The organism is Anaerostipes hadrus ATCC 29173 = JCM 17467 (genome assembly GCF_030296915.1).
In the GTDB taxonomy this organism is placed as follows: Bacteria; Bacillota; Clostridia; order Lachnospirales; family Lachnospiraceae; genus Anaerostipes; species Anaerostipes hadrus.
Map to the genome: position 1 here is coordinate 1,351,326 of NZ_AP028031.1, position 18,212 is coordinate 1,369,537.

Annotated in this window: 18 protein-coding genes and 1 riboswitch; of the genes, 3 read left to right on the forward strand and 15 right to left on the reverse strand. The window is 38.1% G+C overall.

All coding sequences use genetic code 11. The features are described 5' to 3' along the window. Positions 1-67: 67 nt before the first annotated feature. The 11 genes from QUE18_RS06625 to QUE18_RS06675 form a co-directional block, all read right to left on the reverse strand. Complete coding sequence (locus tag QUE18_RS06625) at positions 68-1,324, reverse strand: zinc-binding dehydrogenase (protein ID WP_009202883.1); 1,257 nt, start codon at positions 1,322-1,324, stop codon at positions 68-70. 53 nt (positions 1,325-1,377) lie between these two features. Beyond that, positions 1,378-2,265 (reverse strand): LysR family transcriptional regulator, encoded by an 888-nt coding sequence (locus tag QUE18_RS06630; protein WP_009202884.1) that lies wholly within the window; start codon positions 2,263-2,265, stop codon positions 1,378-1,380. Between the two features lie 27 nt (positions 2,266-2,292). Then, entirely contained in the window at positions 2,293-3,291 is a 999-nt protein-coding gene (locus QUE18_RS06635) for a thiamine pyrophosphate-dependent enzyme (RefSeq protein ID WP_009202885.1), read from the reverse strand. Further along, entirely contained in the window at positions 3,248-4,426 is a 1,179-nt protein-coding gene (gene porA, locus QUE18_RS06640) for a pyruvate flavodoxin/ferredoxin oxidoreductase thiamine diP-binding domain protein (protein WP_009202886.1), read from the reverse strand. Before porA ends, QUE18_RS06635 begins: the two co-directional genes overlap by 44 nt. Before the next feature lies 1 nt (position 4,427). Further along, complete coding sequence (locus QUE18_RS06645) at positions 4,428-4,730, reverse strand: 4Fe-4S binding protein (RefSeq protein ID WP_008390805.1); 303 nt, start codon at positions 4,728-4,730, stop codon at positions 4,428-4,430. Between the two features lie 29 nt (positions 4,731-4,759). Continuing rightward, complete coding sequence (locus QUE18_RS06650; protein WP_009202887.1) at positions 4,760-5,341, reverse strand: 2-oxoacid:acceptor oxidoreductase family protein; 582 nt, start codon at positions 5,339-5,341, stop codon at positions 4,760-4,762. A 222-nt stretch (positions 5,342-5,563) separates the two neighbouring features. Beyond that, the gene (locus QUE18_RS06655; RefSeq protein WP_242852685.1) at positions 5,564-6,985 is read right to left on the reverse strand and encodes an ABC transporter substrate-binding protein; all 1,422 of its coding nucleotides are present in this window, start codon (positions 6,983-6,985) and stop codon (positions 5,564-5,566) included. Then, positions 6,975-7,778, reverse strand: coding sequence for an ABC transporter permease (locus QUE18_RS06660; RefSeq protein WP_009202889.1), 804 nt, complete (start codon positions 7,776-7,778; stop codon positions 6,975-6,977). The genes QUE18_RS06655 and QUE18_RS06660 overlap by 11 nt, the downstream gene beginning before the upstream one ends. Further along, positions 7,765-8,550, reverse strand: coding sequence for an ABC transporter permease (locus QUE18_RS06665; protein WP_008390810.1), 786 nt, complete (start codon positions 8,548-8,550; stop codon positions 7,765-7,767). The genes QUE18_RS06660 and QUE18_RS06665 overlap by 14 nt, the downstream gene beginning before the upstream one ends. Beyond that, positions 8,547-9,944, reverse strand: a complete 1,398-nt coding sequence (locus tag QUE18_RS06670) for an ABC transporter ATP-binding protein (RefSeq protein ID WP_009202890.1) — start codon at positions 9,942-9,944, stop codon at positions 8,547-8,549. Before QUE18_RS06670 ends, QUE18_RS06665 begins: the two co-directional genes overlap by 4 nt. Before the next feature lie 28 nt (positions 9,945-9,972). Continuing rightward, the gene (locus tag QUE18_RS06675) at positions 9,973-10,470 is read right to left on the reverse strand and encodes a hypothetical protein (RefSeq protein WP_009202891.1); all 498 of its coding nucleotides are present in this window, start codon (positions 10,468-10,470) and stop codon (positions 9,973-9,975) included. Positions 10,471-10,759: 289 nt separating this feature from the next. Here QUE18_RS06675 and QUE18_RS06680 point away from each other — a divergent pair, with 289 nt between their 5' ends. Further along, the gene (locus QUE18_RS06680; RefSeq protein WP_008390817.1) at positions 10,760-12,151 is read left to right on the forward strand and encodes a uracil-xanthine permease family protein; all 1,392 of its coding nucleotides are present in this window, start codon (positions 10,760-10,762) and stop codon (positions 12,149-12,151) included. 82 nt (positions 12,152-12,233) lie between these two features. On the opposite strand, the gene QUE18_RS06685 is transcribed toward QUE18_RS06680, so the two are convergent. The 3 genes from QUE18_RS06685 to QUE18_RS06695 are packed head-to-tail and all read right to left on the reverse strand — an operon-like array spanning position 12,234 to position 14,447. Then, a complete protein-coding gene (locus QUE18_RS06685; protein ID WP_009202892.1) occupies positions 12,234-12,893 on the reverse strand; it encodes a 3-oxoacid CoA-transferase subunit B in 660 nt (219 codons plus the stop codon). Between the two features lies 1 nt (position 12,894). Next, positions 12,895-13,611 carry a 3-oxoacid CoA-transferase subunit A gene (locus QUE18_RS06690; protein ID WP_008390819.1) on the reverse strand — a complete coding sequence of 239 codons (717 nt, stop codon included), beginning with the start codon at positions 13,609-13,611 and terminating at the stop codon, positions 12,895-12,897. A gap of 41 nt (positions 13,612-13,652) precedes the next feature. Beyond that, entirely contained in the window at positions 13,653-14,447 is a 795-nt protein-coding gene (locus QUE18_RS06695; protein ID WP_009265898.1) for an enoyl-CoA hydratase/isomerase family protein, read from the reverse strand. Positions 14,448-14,568: 121 nt separating this feature from the next. Next, positions 14,569-14,651: riboswitch (ZMP/ZTP riboswitch) on the forward strand. 116 nt (positions 14,652-14,767) lie between these two features. Between QUE18_RS06695 and pflA the strand changes: the two genes are divergently transcribed. Then, on the forward strand, positions 14,768-15,502 hold the full coding sequence (gene pflA, locus QUE18_RS06700) for a pyruvate formate-lyase-activating protein (RefSeq protein ID WP_009202894.1): 735 nt from the start codon (positions 14,768-14,770) through the stop codon (positions 15,500-15,502). Beyond that, positions 15,496-17,727 (forward strand): formate C-acetyltransferase, encoded by a 2,232-nt coding sequence (gene pflB / locus QUE18_RS06705; protein WP_009202895.1) that lies wholly within the window; start codon positions 15,496-15,498, stop codon positions 17,725-17,727. The genes pflA and pflB overlap by 7 nt, the downstream gene beginning before the upstream one ends. Positions 17,728-17,781: 54 nt before the next feature. On the opposite strand, the gene QUE18_RS06710 is transcribed toward pflB, so the two are convergent. Next, on the reverse strand, positions 17,782-18,210 hold the full coding sequence (locus tag QUE18_RS06710) for a hypothetical protein (protein ID WP_009202896.1): 429 nt from the start codon (positions 18,208-18,210) through the stop codon (positions 17,782-17,784). Positions 18,211-18,212: the final 2 nt, after the last annotated feature.

Below are 18,212 nucleotides of genomic sequence, written 5' to 3' on the forward strand. Positions count from 1 at the left end.
CTTTATGGGAGGCATCTTTTTGAATGTTTAATTTTTATTACATGATCAATCTTCTAAATCTACTACGTTATTCTACACCGTAATGTGTTAATAAGGCTTTTTCTGCTTCTGCGCTCCATAATCCATTATGTCTGTCACAAATATCAGCAAGTTCATTGAAAAAAGGATCATCTTTTGCAAGACTTCTAAGATCAGAAATTGCTGTCATTGGCATATTGATATGAAGATATGATAATTTCTTTCCACCTGGAATATTTGGAAGATTCATTGTTGTATCAACGATAGAATCAATTCCTCCAACATGAGTGATCATAACAGCTGGTTTGATTTCTTTTCTTGCAGCACGATCGATTGCTTCTTTCATGTCATCGATACTTCCACCAGTACTTCCAAGAATCTTCGTTGCATTGTAATGACAGTCATACAGATTCACATCTGCTGAAAATTCGGAGTCTGTTGGTCCTGCAAACAGGTTCATACATCCATCATAGCCTAAAATCTTGTTTCCAAGTTCTGCAACTGGTCTGACTGGTACGTAAACAAAGACATCATCAAATCCTTTTCCATCGACAGATAGTGCTTTTAATCCATCGACTGGATCATCCATCTTTGCTGTGTTTACATAAATTAATTCAACACCTTTTTCCTTGGCTTCTTCTACAGAGATCACCTCATTCGCTCTTGCTAATTTGGCGTCATCAATGTCTGTAACGATCACTTTGGCTGGTTTATTCTCGATGGCAAGGGCGTAGCTTACAGCACCAAGTCCCATTGGTCCGCATCCACCAAGAATTGCGATACTTCCACCTGCTTTTGTTCCCATTACATGTTCATAACGGTCTTTAACGTGATAGTTTGTTTTATAACCACAAATGACACAGCACATTGGTTCTGCAACAGAAGATTCAAAGTAAGAATCTCCTTCATGAGTCCAAAGACATCCAGCTTCGATAATATCATTTGGGAAAATGCAGTAAGTTGCTGCTCCACCGCACTCTGTATAAGAGTATCCTGGAGATTCAGCCTGTCCAGGAATTGCTGGCTGCTGTGCGAACTTCTGTCCTGGTTTGAATTTATCCTGCCATTTTTTACCGACTTTCACAATATCTCCGGCAAATTCGTGTCCAATGATGATCGGGTGATCAGCAACATCCGCAGGAACTCGCTTATGATCTGCTCCTTGTTTTACCATTTTCCATGTAGACATACAGATGGAATCACTCATTACCTTAACAAGGATCTCATCGTCCTTGATCTCTGGGAGTTCAAATTCTTCCAGACGGATATCGTCTTTTGCATATAATCTTACACCTTTAACTTGCATATGCTACCTCCTAAAATATAAAATCCATACAGGTATATTTTAGCACAAGGAAATTATTTTTTAAACTCGTTTTCTTGATATTTATCTACAATATGATTAAACATTGTGCGAACAGCAGGCGCCATAAAATTCGGATTCATAGCTGCAAGTCCGATGATCCTGCTTGCAGGTGGTTTTGTTGGATAACTATCAACTTTATATGGAATATCTGTCATAACAAGTTTTGGCATCAGACAGATTCCAAATCCTTTCTCAACAAGTGCGATCGTTGATAAATCATCAACTACATGATAGTTCGATTGTACTTGCAGCGAATTCTCTTTTAAGAAATTCTGGATATCTGCATCGGTACTGTCTCGTTGTGTTACAAATTGATGATGTTTCATTTCTTCAATATCAATATAATTTGTACTTTTATTTGCTTTTGTACCACTCGGCAGAACACAGAGTAATTCGTCACGATATAATGGTTCAATCGGAATATCCTTTGCACTGGATACGGATAAAAATCCGAGATCTACAACTCCGTTCTTGATCCAGTATACAACATCATCGTAAGTTCCCTGAAAGACTTCAATGTCAATCTCTGTATACTTCTTCTTAAAAGAATGTAAGATCTCTGGTAGCCAGCTGGTACATACACTGGAGAATACTCCAATCTTTACTTTTCCTTGTTTTAATCCATTTAATTCAGCAATTTCCTGCTTTAAGCTTTCATCACAGTTCAATACAGCATTTACATATGGTAATAGCTGCTCTCCATAGTTTGTGAGACTGACTCCTGCTTTGCTTCTTGTCAATACTGAAAATCCTAATTCATTTTCCATCGATGAGATGGCATGACTGATCGCAGAGGGTGTTAATCCTAAGATATCCGCTGCTTTATGGAAACTCCCTACATCTGCGATTGTCTTGAAAACTTGGTATGTCAATAATGTCATTCCATAAAACTTCCTTACTTTATTATTTTATCTATCACATTTATATAACAGATTTTCCCAACGTCTGTCAACCTCTTTCTGGAATTCTTCAATTAAATGTTCATTTCCAGGTTTAAATAAATGTTTAAATCTTCCCTGTGCTCTTAAGAAATCTTCAATAGGAAGTTTTTTCTTTGGCTCGTAAGTTAAATTCCATTTTCCATGATCTACTTCAAACATTGGCCAGTAGCATGTTTCTACTGCAAGACGACAGATTTCCATAATATCTTCAGTATTGTATCTCCATCCTCTTGGACATGGTGTCATGATATTTAAGAAACTTGCCCCTTCTGTGTAAATCGCTTTTTCAGCCTTTTTATGAAGATCATTAAAGTTTAGTGTAAATGTACTCTGGCCTACATATGCTACATCATGATCTGCGATGATGCTTGCAAGGTCTTTACGGTTCTGCATTTTACCAACAGATTCTTTTCCTGTCGGTGTTGTTGTTGTATCTGCAAACATTGGTGTTGCAGAAGATCTTTGGATTCCTGTATTCATATAAGCTCCGTTATCGTAACACACATAAACCATGTCATGACCACGTTCCATAGCTCCTGATAAAGACTGGAATCCGATATCATAAGTTCCACCATCTCCACCAAATGCGATGAATTTAAAGTTTTCGTCTTTTGGAAGTTTTCCACGTTTTTTTAATGCTTTATATGCTGTCTCAACTCCACTTAATGTTGCTCCTGCATTTTCAAATGCATTGTGGATATAGCTGTCTTCCCATGCAGAATATGGATACATGAAAGAAGATACCTCAAGACATCCTGTCGCATTTGCGATCACAGCATGATCTTCTTCATGTAAAGCACGAAGTACCGCACGAACTCCAATTGTAGCACCACATCCGGCACACATACGATGTCCTGGAGCTAAACGCTCTTTTTTACTCATCATTTCTTTTACATTATAACTACTCACAGTATTCCTCCTATTAACGCAATCCGATGTATTTAAACTGTTCAAGTATTGTTCCATTTTCAATATGATCTTCAAGATCAGTAAAGATATCATATACTTCCTGTACGGTAAAGTCTCTTCCGGCAAGTCCGTAAATATAGTTGACGGTATCGATCATCACTTTATTTCTAAATAATCCGGCAGTTACTTCACTTCCAAGAGGTCCACCGTTTCCGTTATAACTTTCTGTACGGTCCATGATTGCTACCGCTTTGGCACCTTTTAAAGCTGTGGCTAATTCATCGGCTGGGAATGGACGGAACAGACGCAGTTTGATAACACCGACTTTTTTACCTTTTGCTCTTAAGTCATCCACTGCCTGTTTTGCTGTTCCAGCAGCTGATCCGATCAATAACATGATGTAATCGGCATCTTTTGTTTTGTATTCTTCAAATAATCCATAGCTTCTTCCAGAAATCTTTTTAAATTCTTTTGCAACCTTCAAGACTGCATCTTTCGCATTTTCTAATGCGATTTCTTGATTTTTCTTTGCTTCCATTGCATAGCTTGTCACAGAATATGGTCCAACTGCGATTGGTTTTCCAGGATTTAATAAGAATTCTTCCGGTTCATATTCACCAACAAAATTTTTAACTTCTTCATCTTCTAGTAATTCAATATTTTCAACCGCATGACTTGTGATAAATCCATCCTGACAGATCATGATCGGTAAATGGACACCAGCACTTTCGGCGATTGGATATGCCTGAATAAAGTTATCATAGGCTTCCTGATTGTTTTCCGCATAAATCTGAATCCATCCAGTATCTCTTGCGCCCATTCCATCAGAATGGTCACAGTTGATGTTGATCGGTCCGGATAATGTGCGGTTTACGAGAGCTAATGCGATAGGCATACGGTTTGATGCTGCAAGCAATAATTCTTCCCACATCAATGCAAGTCCTGCAGAAGATGTTGCTGTTAAAGTTCTTGCGCCGGCAGCTTCTGATCCGATTGCGGCACTCATTGCAGAATGTTCACTTTCCACAGGGACAAATTCTGTGTCGATTTCTCCATTTGCAATATATGTAGAAACCATCTGTGGAATCTCTGTGGATGGAGTGATTGGGAATGCCGGCATAACATCCGGATTGATCTGGCGGATTGCGAAGGATACCGCCTCATTTCCTGACATACGATCTTTTCTAGCCATCTTATCTTCCCTCCTTCATTGTGATTGCATCAAATGGACAGGCTTTTGCACAAATACCGCATCCTTTACAGTGGTCATAATCAAATTCTACTCGTTCACCATCTTTTAGAGGAATACTAGAGTCTGGACAGACCATGGAACAGACCATACACTGTCTGCAAAGATCCTGGTCTAAAATTGGTGTTCTTGTTCTCCATTCCCCTGTATGAAACTGTTTTGAAGTTCCGCCAGCAAATAACATCAGTCCTTCTGTCAGATCCTGATGAGGTGTCTGCTCATTGATTTTGCTTATATCTGTTCTCATATTGTTATATCTCCATTTAAAATACGTTTTTATAATACATCTTTTAATTCTTCATAAGTTAATTCAAGTGCTTGCATATTTCCATCGATGACTTCTGGTTTCTTTGCAAATTTATGCTGATAAGAAGCTCGCATTTCAGAAATAAAAGCATCTTTTTTCATAACACCACTGACTGCAACAGCTGCTGCGAGCATTGGAGAGTTTGGAAAATATTTTCCTAAAGCCTGTATAGAGATTTTTCTTGCATCGACAGTATAAACTTTTCCTTGATAGCCATTTAACATTGGCTTGATCTCATCGGCTGATTTTGGTGTATTTACAATGATCGCTCCATCTTCTTTTAATCCTGCTGTGACATCAACAGAGTGAAGTAATGTCTCATCAACAACAACTACTAATCCTGGTGTATAAATGTTTGAATGTACGCGGATCACTTCATCACTGATCCTGTTATATGCAGTAATTGGTGCTCCCATACGTTCTGGCCCGTATTCAGGAAATCCCTGTACATATTTTCCGGTTTTAAATGCTACGTCGGCAAGAAGTAATGCTGCGGTCTTGGCACCCTGTCCGCCACGACCATGCCATCTGATCTCTAGTCCATTGTTCATGGTGTTTCTCTCCCTTTATTTTGATAATTATACTTAAATGAATTACATTCATCTATAAATTAGATTTTTTTCAGTAACATTAACTATTATATTACAAAATCCGACTTTGTAAATTGAAACTTTGAATAGTTTTCATTATATAGTTGAACAAAATTCATTTATAAACAAAACTACAAGGGAATACAACAAACAAAAGTTATTGTATTCCCTTGCAGTTTTATATTATTTACTATTTTTCTTGATTCGAGGATCAAAACATCTCATATCAATCCACATTCGGCTGATCTTTTTATTTGCCTGATCTCCGAAATATGTCATAACAGCACTTCTTCGCATAACATCCTGTGTCGGATATTGGGCATATAACTGTCCTTTGGACATTTCCTCACTTGTTTTCATTACATAGTTGTAATTATCTCCATTTTGTTGGAAGAAATAATTCAGATCATAATCAACGCTTTTCTTATCTTCGCTTCCATACATATATTTGATGTAATCATAGATGGTCTTATCTTCTCCTCCAGAGATCACAGATGTATATCCGACATAGTACATATTCCTTACAACGTTATCCGGTCTTGAAATGTAGTTTACAAAAGCCTGTGCTGCCTGCTGCTTTTCTTTATCTTTTCCAATCCCAGACTTTAACATACACCATCCGTCAAACCACAGATTCGTACTCGCTTTTGGAACAGCATAACGTAATTTGATACCTTCTTCTTCCACCTGCTGCATAGAATATACACCGTCTCCAGACCATTGAAGATTAGCTACCACCTTTCCACTGACAAGGTCCGCTTTTCCACTGTCAGTTTCAAAAGAATATACATTATCCTTGATCTTTGATAGGATCATTCCTGCATTTTGGATACTTTGATCAGAAGTATCATTTAACAAGGATGATAATCTTTCTTTGTAGTTTGACTGGTTTTGAAATTTCTTTGTTAAAATCTCTTTCTGTGTCTGCATACCACGAACTGCAAAATAACAATCCCTGACACTATCTTTGGCAGTTATCTTTTTATAGTATTTTTGATTTAATAATAGACCCCAGTCTTCTGCATCTTCTCTGGAAACATACTTTGGATTATATACATAACCAAGTGTTCCCCACATATAACCGGCTGTATAATCCCCTACAGACTGTCCTTGATATTTTAACTGATCCAAAGATTTTTTAATATAAGGAGATACCCCTTTCGCATAATAATTGTTGGCATCTGAAGTATCCCAAAATTCATCAGAATATTTTAATATTTTATTTTCAGCCATAAGTTTCATCGTCATATATTCGGATGGGCAGATCAGGTCATAAGTGTCACCGATCGTCAACTGATTATACATATCTTCATTTGTTCCAAAAGTTGAATATTCAACTTTCACTTTTTTGTGATATGTTTTTTCATACCAGTTTTCAAAATCTTTGATCATCGAATTTCTCCCGATGATCTTTTTCCCATTCTCTAATTCGATTTCTTCATCATCGTCCCAGTCACCTTCATCCAGATATTCTTCCCAGTTTGCAATTCTTAAGATAATCTCATCATTTTTTGAACTCTTTTGTGTACTACAGGAACATAAAGCCAGGGGAAGCATGATTACAAGTAAAATTGAAAAAATGATAGAAAATACTTTATATTTCATGATCATTCTCCTTCCTGCCTGTATGGTTCATACCGATCACAACAAAGATCACGATCAAAAAGATGATGGTTGATAGTGCCCATAGAGCTGTTTTAACATCAGTCTGTGCTCCTTTTGTGGCATTAACAACATACGTGCTGATCGTGTCAAACATCGATGGCTTTGTATAAGTTGTGATAAAATAATCATCTAATGTTAATGTGATCGACATCATAAATCCAGAAACGATTCCGGAAGTTAACTGTGGCAACACAACCTTTCTTAAGGCTCCAAATGGGGAGCACCCAAGGTCTAGAGCAGCTTCATATAACTGAGGATCCATCTGCTTTAGGCGAGGGATCACAGATAGATATACAAACGGGCTGCAAAGGGATACAAGCCCGATCACAAGCGGAATATAACTTGCTTTATCCATCTTAAAAAATACGATCAATAACACACAGATAGAAAAACCAGTTACAACATCTGCATTTACAACTGGAATCTGATTCATCAGATGGATCGGTCTCTTTAGTTTCTTTGAAGAATAAAAAGCACCGATCGCACCAAGAGTTCCAAGGATTGTTGAAATAACTGCAACGACCACAGCTAAGATGAGTGTTCCAAAGATCATGGATCTAAGGTCTTCTGAATGAAACAGATAGACATAATTCTTCACTGTAAAACTTCCAGATCTTCCAATGATCGCAGAATCCATAAAACTGTAGACAGCTAAGAGCAAGATTGGCAGATACATCAGCAACAGAACCATTCCAAGGAAAACACTTTGTATTGTTTTTTTATTCATATGCATTGTCCTCCTTGTCTGAAAATTCTCCTGTAATCGTACTTAATAATAAGATTAAGATCAAGAGGATCATGGAAATAACAGATCCATTGTTCCAGTCATACATGCTGAAATAGCTTCCAACAAGACTTCCCATAATATATGTGCTGTTATACATCATATCAAGCACAACGTAATTCGTCATAGACGGAAGAAATACCATCGTGATCCCACTGATGATTCCAGGAATAGACAATGGCAGGATCACACGTAAAAATACGCGATAAGACTTTGCCCCCAGATCTTTTGCCGCTTCAATATAACTATGATCGATCTTTGCGATCGTATTATAGATTGGCAGGATCATAAATGGAAGGAAATCATAAGTCATACCGATCACGGTATTTAGGAATGGATGAAATGCAAGATTTCCTTCGATCAATGTTAAGATTTCTTTTAATGCCGTGATACGCAAAGTGAAGTTGATCCACATAGGCATTACAAATAACATTAATAAAACATTCCCTCGCCGGAATTCTCCCTTTGCAAGAAGATACGCAACTGGATATGCGATCAAAAGGCAGACGATCGTTGTCACGACAGCAACCATCACACTGTAGATCAAAGTTCCGATTGCTTTACTGTCTGTAAAAAACAATGTAAAATTCGCAAGAGAAAACTCACCCGCTCCATTGGTAAATGCATAATACAGCAAGATCAATACTGGACAGACGACAAAAATGACTAGAAATAGGAAATACGGAATGCCCAGAATGCTTTTTAGTCTATCATTTTTCATTCTGCATCCTCCGAAACACTCTCAAATACCATGGCATCTTCTGGAACTACCACACTGACAAAGTCACCGATATTCCATAAATCTTCATCATCAACCGAATATTCTACTTTATTCTCACTTAAAACTCGATAATTATAATGATCTCCCTTGTAAATGATCGAGATGATATTTCCCTGAAAATATCCTTCTTCCGGATCATCACTTAATTTTGCAAGTTTTGATGGAAAATACATTTTTAATCTTGTACCTTCAGGATGTGCTTTTGGCTCTTTTTCCTTCACAGGAATACGACCATCTGTAAGTTCTAACCAACCATCTTTGTCTATTGTACCAATATAATGGTTGACTTTGAGATCCTTTGGCATCGTATGGATCGTATCTGCAGTAAAATCAACCCCAACTTTTGTTCCTGGTGTTAACTCGTGCAAGATATGTGCTTCAATTTCATTTTTGTCTGATAAAACAGCCACTTCATAAAATTTACCGCAGAACAGACATGAGATTACTTCTCCAGTAAATTTTCCTTTGTCTGGAGTTGTTAAAACAACATCTTCTGGGCGGATGACAACATCTAGTCTTGTTCCAGGTTCATGGTCATCATGACATACAAAATCATGATGTGCAAAATGGATCAGATTTCCTTCTTTTTTCACACCATCAAAAATATTACTTTCCCCGATAAAATCAGCAACAAAGGCATTCTGTGGTTTATTATAAATCTCTTCTGGTGTTCCAACCTGCTGAATCTGGCCTTTTGACATAACAACAATCTTATCAGACATCATCAATGCTTCTTCCTGATCATGTGTGACAAAGATAAAGGTGATTCCTAATTCCTTATGCATATTTTTTAACTCGATCTGCATCTCCTGACGCATCTTATAATCAAGGGCACTTAACGGCTCATCTAATAATAAGATCCTTGGCTCGTTTACGATCGCACGTGCGATCGCAATACGTTGCTGCTGTCCGCCAGATAAACTGTCAATCTTTCTTTTCTCAAATCCTTCTAAGTCAACGATTTCAAGCACACGCTTTACCTTTTTTTTAATCTCATTCTTCGGTACTTTCTTTTCTTTTAGTCCAAAAGAAATATTATCGTAGATATTTAAATGTGGAAACAATGCATATTTTTGGAATACAGTATTAAACTTTCTCTCATTTGGAGGAAGCTCACTGATATCCTTTCCATTAAATAAGATTTCTCCACTCGTTGGTGTTTCAAAGCCTGCTAACATTCTTAAGATGGTTGTCTTTCCGCATCCGGAAGGCCCTAAAAATGTAACAAACTCTCCTTCATTTATCGTCAGATTAAAATCATAAATAACCGGTACATCTTTCGTATAACACTTTTTGATGTGTTTTAATTCTATGATCGGTTGTTTTTTCTCCATTAATTTTTTATACCTCCATATTTTTAAGTCATTTCTTCTTTATTGTTTTTGTATATACGAGCATAACAGGGACTGTTTTTCCATTTTTAGTTTCTTTGTAATAAGTACTGTTACTCCATGCCTTATTCATTCCTGCAAGGAATACATTTGGACCATTTACAATGGTATTATGCTTATAATCTTTATAAGGTTTTCCATATTTAAATTGAAGGATAACCTTTACTTCGATTCCTTTTTTTGATGTCAGCATCAATGTATTTTTCTTTTTGACTGGCATCTTCTGGTTAATGGTAAGAATATCTCCATTTTTTGCTTTGATCACAGCTTTTAGATAATTCTTATTGATCACTTTGACGTTCATTTTATAATTTACGGTTTCCCATTTTCCAAGATATTTTTTATAAGCTTTTGTAGTTTTTTGTGTCTGTGCTGCACAAATATCTTTGGAAGTTGCTTTTAATGATATCGTGCAGCAAGTCATACATAAAAAAGCTAGGAATAATACTGTTTTTAATGTTTTTTTCATATTATAAGTTCTCCTCTTTCGTTCTTGTCTGCAAAAATAGATGTGATGCGTTTGGGACAGTAATTACCAAATCTTCTAGAGTAATCCTAAACTTATCACTGTATATTGACTCCTTTTGGAAAGTTTTTCGGGTAAATTTTATCATGAAAATGGTGTGGTTGCAATGTAAAAAAACATGCTTAAAAAAAAGAACTATACATTTTCATTCAAATCCTTTATAATAGTATGCTGTGAAAAATAGCAGTATAAAACTGCTCATCATGCATTAAAAAAAGGAGACGAAAGAAAAATGAATCAAGAGAAAAACAAAGGTGCGGAATACGACTTTTACGGGAAACTTCCGCTGCAAAAAGCGATTCTCCTTGGTCTGCAGCATGTATTCGCTATGTTCGTAGGTAACCTTACTCCAGTCCTTATCATTACAGGGGCTTGTGGTATTGCTTCTGGAACCGAATTTGCAGACGTTCAGATTGCGCTTTTACAAAATGCAATGTTAATTGCCGGAATTGTTACACTGATCCAGTTGTACGCGATCGGACCGATCGGTGGAAAAGTTCCAATCATCATGGGAACGAGTTCAGGATTTATCGGTGTCTGCAGCAGTGTTGCATCTGTTATGGGTGGTGGAATCCTTGGATATGGTGCGATCATGGGTGCTTCCATTATCGGTGGGTTATTTGAATCTGTATTAGGATTTATGTTAAAACCACTTCGAAGATTTTTCCCAGCTGTCGTAACTGGTACGGTTGTACTTTCCATCGGATTATCACTGATCGGTGTTGGTGTGAATTCTTTTGGTGGAGGAAATTCTGCTAATGATTTCGGTTCAATCGAGAACTTGTTACTTGGAACAATTGTTCTTGTGATCATCATTGCATTAAAACATGGAACGAAAGGTATCACAAGTGCTTCTTCTGTACTGATCGGAATTATCGCAGGATACATTATCGCAGGAATCATGGGTGTTGTACTTCCTACAACTGCTGTCAATGCAGATGGTGTAGAGTATACAAAAGCATGGGTGTTAAACTGGGATAAAGTTGCTCAGGCTGGATGGTTTGCCATTCCAAAATTTATGCCTGTAAAAATCATTTTTGATGCAAGAGCGATCGTCCCTGTACTTATCATGTTTATCGTAACTGCTGTAGAAACAGTCGGAGATATTTCCGGAGTTATCGAAGGTGGTATGGATCGTGAAGCTACAGATTCTGAGCTTTCTGGTGGTGTTGTCTGTGATGGTATCGGATCTACGATCGCAGCATTCTTTGGTGTTTTACCAAATACATCATTCAGCCAGAATGTTGGTCTTGTTACTATGACAAAGATCGTAAACCGTTTTGCACTTGCAACAGGAGCAATCTTCTTAATCCTGTGTGGATTATTTCCAAAACTTGCTGCATTGATCTCTATCATGCCACAGAGCGTATTAGGTGGAGCAGCTGTTATGATGTTCTCTTCTATCGTAATCAGTGGTATTCAGCTGATCACAAAAGAACCATTAACAATGAGAAATATTACTGTCGTATCTGTAGCTCTCGGACTTGGATATGGAATCGGTGCAAACAGCACAGTTCTTTCTGGACTACCTGAAGGAATTCAGTTGATCTTCGGAGGATCTGGTATTGTACCTGCGGCACTTGTTGCAATTATTTTAAATATTGCATTGCCAAAAGAAGATTAAATAAACTAATAAAAACAGCACTGCATTGGGAATTTTATTCCTGTACAGTGCTGTTTTTCTATATGCTTTCCTGCGTCTATTATCAGCTCATAACACCAATTTCATCCGGTACGATCACATCAGCTTCTGTGCATGCAAGGATATCTTCTACACTATATCCTTCTGCAAGTTCCCTTAACACCAGACCATCTTTTGTAACTTCAAAATAGCAGCGTTCTGTTACGATATCTGTTACACAATGAACTCCCGTCAAAGGAAGTGTACATTTCTTTAATATCTTAGACTTTCCACTCTTTTCACAATGGTCTGTTGCTACGATGATCTTCTTCACTCCGGCACACAGATCCATGGCACCACCCATTCCTGGCACCATCTTCCCTGGAATCGTCCAGTTAGCGATATTGCCTTCTTGGTCTACCTGAAGTGTACCAAGAACTGCTGCATCAATATGTCCGCCACGTATAAATGCAAAAGACATCTCATGATCATACACGCTTCCACCTTTGATCACAGATGCAGGCTGTCCGCCGGCATCAATAACATCAATATCTACTTTATCCCAGCTTGGGGTTGGTCCACTTCCGACGGTTCCGATCTCTGCTTCCAGCCACAGATCCACACCTTCTGGAAGATAATTTACACACATCAGCGGAACTCCGATACCAAGATTTACAAAATCTCCATCTTTAAAAAACTTTGCACATCGTGATGCGATCAGCTTTCTTCCTGTCAATCCTGCCATATCACTGACCTCCTTCCGCTTTTGCTTTGGCTCGCTGCCACATTGGACACATTGGTCGTTTCTCACCGGTTCTTTCATAGATCATATCAATCACAGGTGCTGGAACATCGATCTCTTCTGGTCCTAGTTCACCCACTTCCACGATCTCTTCGACTTCAACGATCACCGTATCAGCAGCCATAGCCATCGTACTGTTTGTTGCTCTGGAATTCATTCGGAATGAAATATTACCTGCAGTATCTGCTTTCGTTGCTTTGATCAAAGCAACATCTGCACGTAATGGTAATTCCAGAAGATATTCTTTGCCATCGATCGTTAGTTTTTGTTTACCTTCTTCTACTTCTGTACCAAGTCCTGTTGGTGTCAGACAGCCACCTAAACCTGCTCCACCACAACGGATTCTTTCTGCAAAGGTTCCTTGCGGACTAAATTCTATCGCAAGTTCTCCTGCAAACATCTGATCCTTGGCGATCGGGTTCAACCCAATATGTGTTGTGATCAAACTCTTAACTCTGTGATCTTTGATCAGCTTTCCGACTCCCTGATCCGCCATTCCAGCAGATACAGCGATCGCATCAATGTCTTTGATTCCTTTTTCTAACATTCCATCAATGATCTCATCTGCTGCAAATTCTCCATGCCAGTCTCCAAACATGATCGTCTGTCCATCATGAATTCTTGAGAGCGCTTCCTCTCTTGTTACAACTTTTGACTTCAAAGGCGTGACCTCCCTTCTATGTTCATGGTTTGATCCTGGCTTTATTCTCCTTTGAATTCAGCCTTTCTCTTCTCCATAAAAGCTTTGACTCCTTCTATAAAATCAGAAGATGCCGCACATTCACGCTGTGTCGGAATCTCACATTCATCCAGGTATTTCTTATAATCAGCAAGCCCTGCCTGATAAATCTGTTTCTTGATATTCTTATAAGAAAGTAATGGTCCACTAGCAAATTTCTTAGCAAGTTTCATAACGGTATCATCTAATTCTTCCGCTGGAACTACATCATATACCATTCCGGCATCTTTTGCTTCCTGTGCTTTCATTGGTCTTCCTGTAACACACAGTTCCATTGCTTTCTGAATTCCAAGACTCTTAACAAACAGGTACGTTCCACCGGTATCTGGAACTAGTCCAAGATTCACAAATGCCATAATAAACTTCGCATTGTCTGCGCATACAACAAAGTCCCCTGAAAATGCAAGACTTACTCCTGCACCTGCTGCCGCTCCACTTACACTTGAGATCACAAGCTTACTCATACGCTTCAGACCATCGGTTACATTGCCAACTTTACTGATCAGAGAATCCATATTCACTTCTCCACCTTGTTGGATCAGGTTATAGAAGTATCCAATGTCTCCTCCTGCTGAAAATGCCTTTGGCATTCCTTTTAAAACAACAACTTTTACATTCGGGTCATTCTCACAAGTATCTACTACGTACATCAACTCGTCTGCCATCTGATCATCAATTGCATTAAGATTCTTCATATAGTTCATTGTGATGATACCAACTCCATCTTCTACAACGAACTGCAATTTCTCTAGCTTCATAGGCATATCCTCCTTTAAGTTGTTTTGATAACTATATTGTATCATTTTTTGTACAATTTGTGAAGTTTTTCGACAAAATTAAGGGGTTGACGAATCTCATTTTCTATAGTATCTTATAGCCATAAGGTCATATAACTGACGGAGCACGTGGAATTAACCACATGGAAGTATGATCATTAATCGCCGACCGTCTGGGCAATCTGTCTGGACGTGCGGCGTTTTTTTATTCTATTTTTGCAACGCTTCATCGTTCAGATATTGATCCTGTTAACTTTTTACGTACTTGTTCTAAGTACGTATCATCCATAAGGAGGAATACTATGACAGTTGGTCATGTCCATTCCATCGAATCGATGGGTCTGGTTGATGGACCAGGGATACGAACCGTTATCTTTTTACAAGGATGTGCTCTAAGATGTCGTTTCTGCCATAACCCTGATACTTGGGAATTATCTGGCGGGACCGAATACACACCGGAAGAACTTGTTGCAAAGATCCGACGATTTAAACCTTATTTTAAAGAAGATGGTGGTGTTACCTTTTCTGGTGGAGAACCTTTATTACAACCTGATTTTTTAAAAGAGACTTTAAAACTATGCAAGAATGAAGGCATTCATACTTGCATCGACACTGCAGGTTATGGACTTTCTGATTATGATGAGATTTTAAACCATACAGATCTTGTTCTTCTTGATCTGAAACACATCCATAAAACGGATTATGAAAAAATGACAAGAAGATCAATGGATCGGTTTGAAGAATTTTTGAATGCTTTAAAAAAACATCAGACTAAGATATGGATTCGCCATGTCGTTGTTCCAGGAATTACTGACAGCGAAGATCATATGGCTCAGTTAAAAGCTTATATTCAAACGATTCCTAATGTAGAGAAAGTTGAGCTGCTTCCTTATCATTTACTTGGTACCAACAAATATAAAGTTATGGATATTCCTTATTCTTTAGAAGGTGTACCGGCCATGGATAAAAAGAAAACAGAGATGTTACAACAAACCTATTTTGATCATGTTTATTTTATGGAGGAAAAATCATGTTAAACGAATGGAATGGATTCAACGATGGTGTCTGGACAAAAGAAATCAATGTAAGAAATTTTATACAGAAAAACTACACTCTCTATGAAGGAGATGACTCTTTCTTAGCTGATGTATCTCAGAAAACAAAAAAAGTCTGGAATAAATGTGAAGAACTGCTTGCTGAAGAATTGAAAAAAGGAGGCGTTTTAGATGTTGAGACAGATATCATTTCTGGTATCACGAACTTCGCACCTGGATATATTGATAAAGAAAATGAGGTGATCGTTGGACTTCAGACAGATGCACCCCTAAAACGTATTGTCAATCTATATGGCGGTAAACGTATGGCGTACCAGTCACTGGAACAATATGGTTATAAACTAAATGAAGAGATCGACCGCCATTTTAATGAATACAGAAAAACACACAATGAAGGGGTTTTTGATGCCTATCCAAAACGTACTCGTCTTGCAAGAACTGCTGGACTTCTAACAGGACTTCCTGATGCTTATGGACGTGGACGTATTATTGGAGATTACCGTCGTGTTGCTCTTTATGGAATCGACCACTTGATCGAAGAAAAACAAAAAGATCTAGACTTTGAAGATGGACCTATGACAGAAGACCGCATCCGTCTGCGTGAAGAAATTTCTGAGCAGATCCGTGCCCTTTCTAAAATGAAAGAAATGGCTGCATCTTATGGTGTTGATATTTCAAAACCTGCAAAAAATGCGAAAGAAGCTGTTCAGGCGGTTTATATGGGATATCTTGCGGGAACAAAAGAAAATAATGGAGCTGCAACTTCCCTTGGACGTACTTCTACATTCCTTGATATTTATATTGAACGAGATCTTAAAAATGGAGTGATCACAGAAACAGAAGCTCAGGAATTGATCGATCAATTTATCATCAAACTTCGTCTGACAAGACATTTAAGAACTCCTGAATATGACGAACTATTTGGTGGAGATCCTACGTGGATCACGGAGTCTATCGGTGGAGTTGGTATTAATGGAAAACCTCTGGTTACTAAGAACTCTTTCCGTTATCTTCATACTTTATATAACATTGGAACTGCTCCAGAGCCTAACTTAACTGTTTTATGGTCTGAAAAACTGCCAGACAACTTTAAACATTTTTGCTCTAAAGTTTCTATTGATACGGATTCTATCCAATATGAAAATGATGATGTTATGCGCCCAGTCTATGGGGATGATTATGCGATCGCTTGTTGTGTATCTGCAATGAAGGTTGGAAAACAGACACAGCTGTTCGGAGCCCGCTGCAATCTGGCAAAATCACTGCTTTATGCGATCAATGGAGGAATTGACGAGAAAAAAGGAATCCAGGTTGTTCCTGGAATCGAACCGATTACAGATGACGTTCTTGATTTTGACAAAGTATGGGAAAACTATAAGAAAGTTATGACTTATGTTGCTGAATTATATGTTGATACAGTAAATATCATTCATTTTATGCATGATAAATACGCATATGAAGCCAGCCAGTTTGCTCTTCATGATACAAACTTAGAGCGAATCGCAGCTTATGGAATTGCTGGTCTGTCTATTGTCGCAGACTCTCTATCAGCGATCAAATATGCAACTGTAAAACCAATCCGCAATGAAAATGGTGTAGCAATTGACTTTGAAACCATTGGGGATTTCCCTAAGTATGGAAATGATGACGACCGCGCAGATGATCTTGCAGTTAACACAGTAACATTCTTCTCTGACGAACTAAAGAAACATCCAATTTATAGAAATGCGATCCATACTTTATCTGCTTTAACGATCACATCCAATGTTATGTATGGTAAGAAAACCGGATCCACACCAGATGGAAGAAAACTCGGAGAACCTTTAGCTCCAGGTGCAAACCCAATGCATGGACGAGACGAAAATGGTGCTCTTGCATCCTTAAACTCTGTCGCTAAAATTCCATATCGCGATGTATGTCAGGATGGTGTATCCAATACCTTTTCCATCGTACCAGATGCTCTTGGAAAAGATCAGGAACAACGAGTACAAAACCTTACAACAATCTTAGACGGATACTTTGTTCAAGGTGCACATCATTTGAATGTAAATGTTATGCATAGAGAAACTTTGATCGATGCTATGGAACATCCAGAAAAATATCCAACACTTACGATCCGTGTTTCTGGATATGCCGTGAATTTTAATCGATTATCCCGCGAACAGCAGGAAGAAGTGATTCGTCGTACATTCCATCAGAGTATGTAGATTTTTATGAAACAGCAATGGTGCCTGATTTTTTGATCGAATCAGGCACCATTACTATTCTTCAAACATTTCTCCCTCTATATTACTTATCTGTTCAATAGGGATGATCGTCTGATCTGTCATAACAACTGTGTGTTTATATTTATCAATTTTCTTTACACAACCAGAACAGGTAATATATGCTCCCCCATTTTTCTTAGCATCTGGTACAAAATACGTGATCTCAACCATTTGCTGTGTACCGATCGTTTCAGCGATCAGATATAACTTTTTATTTAATTCTGCTATAACTTCTTCACTCAACACTTGTTTTGCATCTGTTTGTCTTACAGTTTCTTTAATAGCTGCTTCGTGTCCGGTAAGTGCCGCAAAAGGCGAAAACTGTGCTGCCCTGGCATAAAGTGACATACGAGGGTGCTTCTTTGAAGTTGGATGCGGCAGATTGATAATATCATCGTATTTATGATTGTACTGATCCTTCATAA

What these genes read in the sequence shown, in the direction of transcription:
- QUE18_RS06625 (WP_009202883.1), bottom strand. Translation starts at nt 1,324, where the DNA reads ATGCAAGTTAAAGGTGTAAGATTATATGCAAAAGACGATATCCGTCTG.
- QUE18_RS06630 (WP_009202884.1), bottom strand. Translation starts at nt 2,265, where the DNA reads ATGACATTATTGACATACCAAGTTTTCAAGACAATCGCAGATGTAGGG.
- QUE18_RS06635 (WP_009202885.1), bottom strand. Translation starts at nt 3,291, where the DNA reads ATGGAACAATACTTGAACAGTTTAAATACATCGGATTGCGTTAATAGG.
- porA (WP_009202886.1), bottom strand. Translation starts at nt 4,426, where the DNA reads ATGGCTAGAAAAGATCGTATGTCAGGAAATGAGGCGGTATCCTTCGCA.
- QUE18_RS06645 (WP_008390805.1), bottom strand. Translation starts at nt 4,730, where the DNA reads ATGAGAACAGATATAAGCAAAATCAATGAGCAGACACCTCATCAGGAT.
- QUE18_RS06650 (WP_009202887.1), bottom strand. Translation starts at nt 5,341, where the DNA reads ATGAACAATGGACTAGAGATCAGATGGCATGGTCGTGGCGGACAGGGT.
- QUE18_RS06655 (WP_242852685.1), bottom strand. Translation starts at nt 6,985, where the DNA reads ATGAAATATAAAGTATTTTCTATCATTTTTTCAATTTTACTTGTAATC.
- QUE18_RS06660 (WP_009202889.1), bottom strand. Translation starts at nt 7,778, where the DNA reads ATGCATATGAATAAAAAAACAATACAAAGTGTTTTCCTTGGAATGGTT.
- QUE18_RS06665 (WP_008390810.1), bottom strand. Translation starts at nt 8,550, where the DNA reads ATGAAAAATGATAGACTAAAAAGCATTCTGGGCATTCCGTATTTCCTA.
- QUE18_RS06670 (WP_009202890.1), bottom strand. Translation starts at nt 9,944, where the DNA reads ATGGAGAAAAAACAACCGATCATAGAATTAAAACACATCAAAAAGTGT.
- QUE18_RS06675 (WP_009202891.1), bottom strand. Translation starts at nt 10,470, where the DNA reads ATGAAAAAAACATTAAAAACAGTATTATTCCTAGCTTTTTTATGTATG.
- QUE18_RS06680 (WP_008390817.1), top strand. Translation starts at nt 10,760, where the DNA reads ATGAATCAAGAGAAAAACAAAGGTGCGGAATACGACTTTTACGGGAAA.
- QUE18_RS06685 (WP_009202892.1), bottom strand. Translation starts at nt 12,893, where the DNA reads ATGGCAGGATTGACAGGAAGAAAGCTGATCGCATCACGATGTGCAAAG.
- QUE18_RS06695 (WP_009265898.1), bottom strand. Translation starts at nt 14,447, where the DNA reads ATGAAGCTAGAGAAATTGCAGTTCGTTGTAGAAGATGGAGTTGGTATC.
- pflA (WP_009202894.1), top strand. Translation starts at nt 14,768, where the DNA reads ATGACAGTTGGTCATGTCCATTCCATCGAATCGATGGGTCTGGTTGAT.
- pflB (WP_009202895.1), top strand. Translation starts at nt 15,496, where the DNA reads ATGTTAAACGAATGGAATGGATTCAACGATGGTGTCTGGACAAAAGAA.
- QUE18_RS06710 (WP_009202896.1), bottom strand. Translation starts at nt 18,210, where the DNA reads ATGAAGGATCAGTACAATCATAAATACGATGATATTATCAATCTGCCG.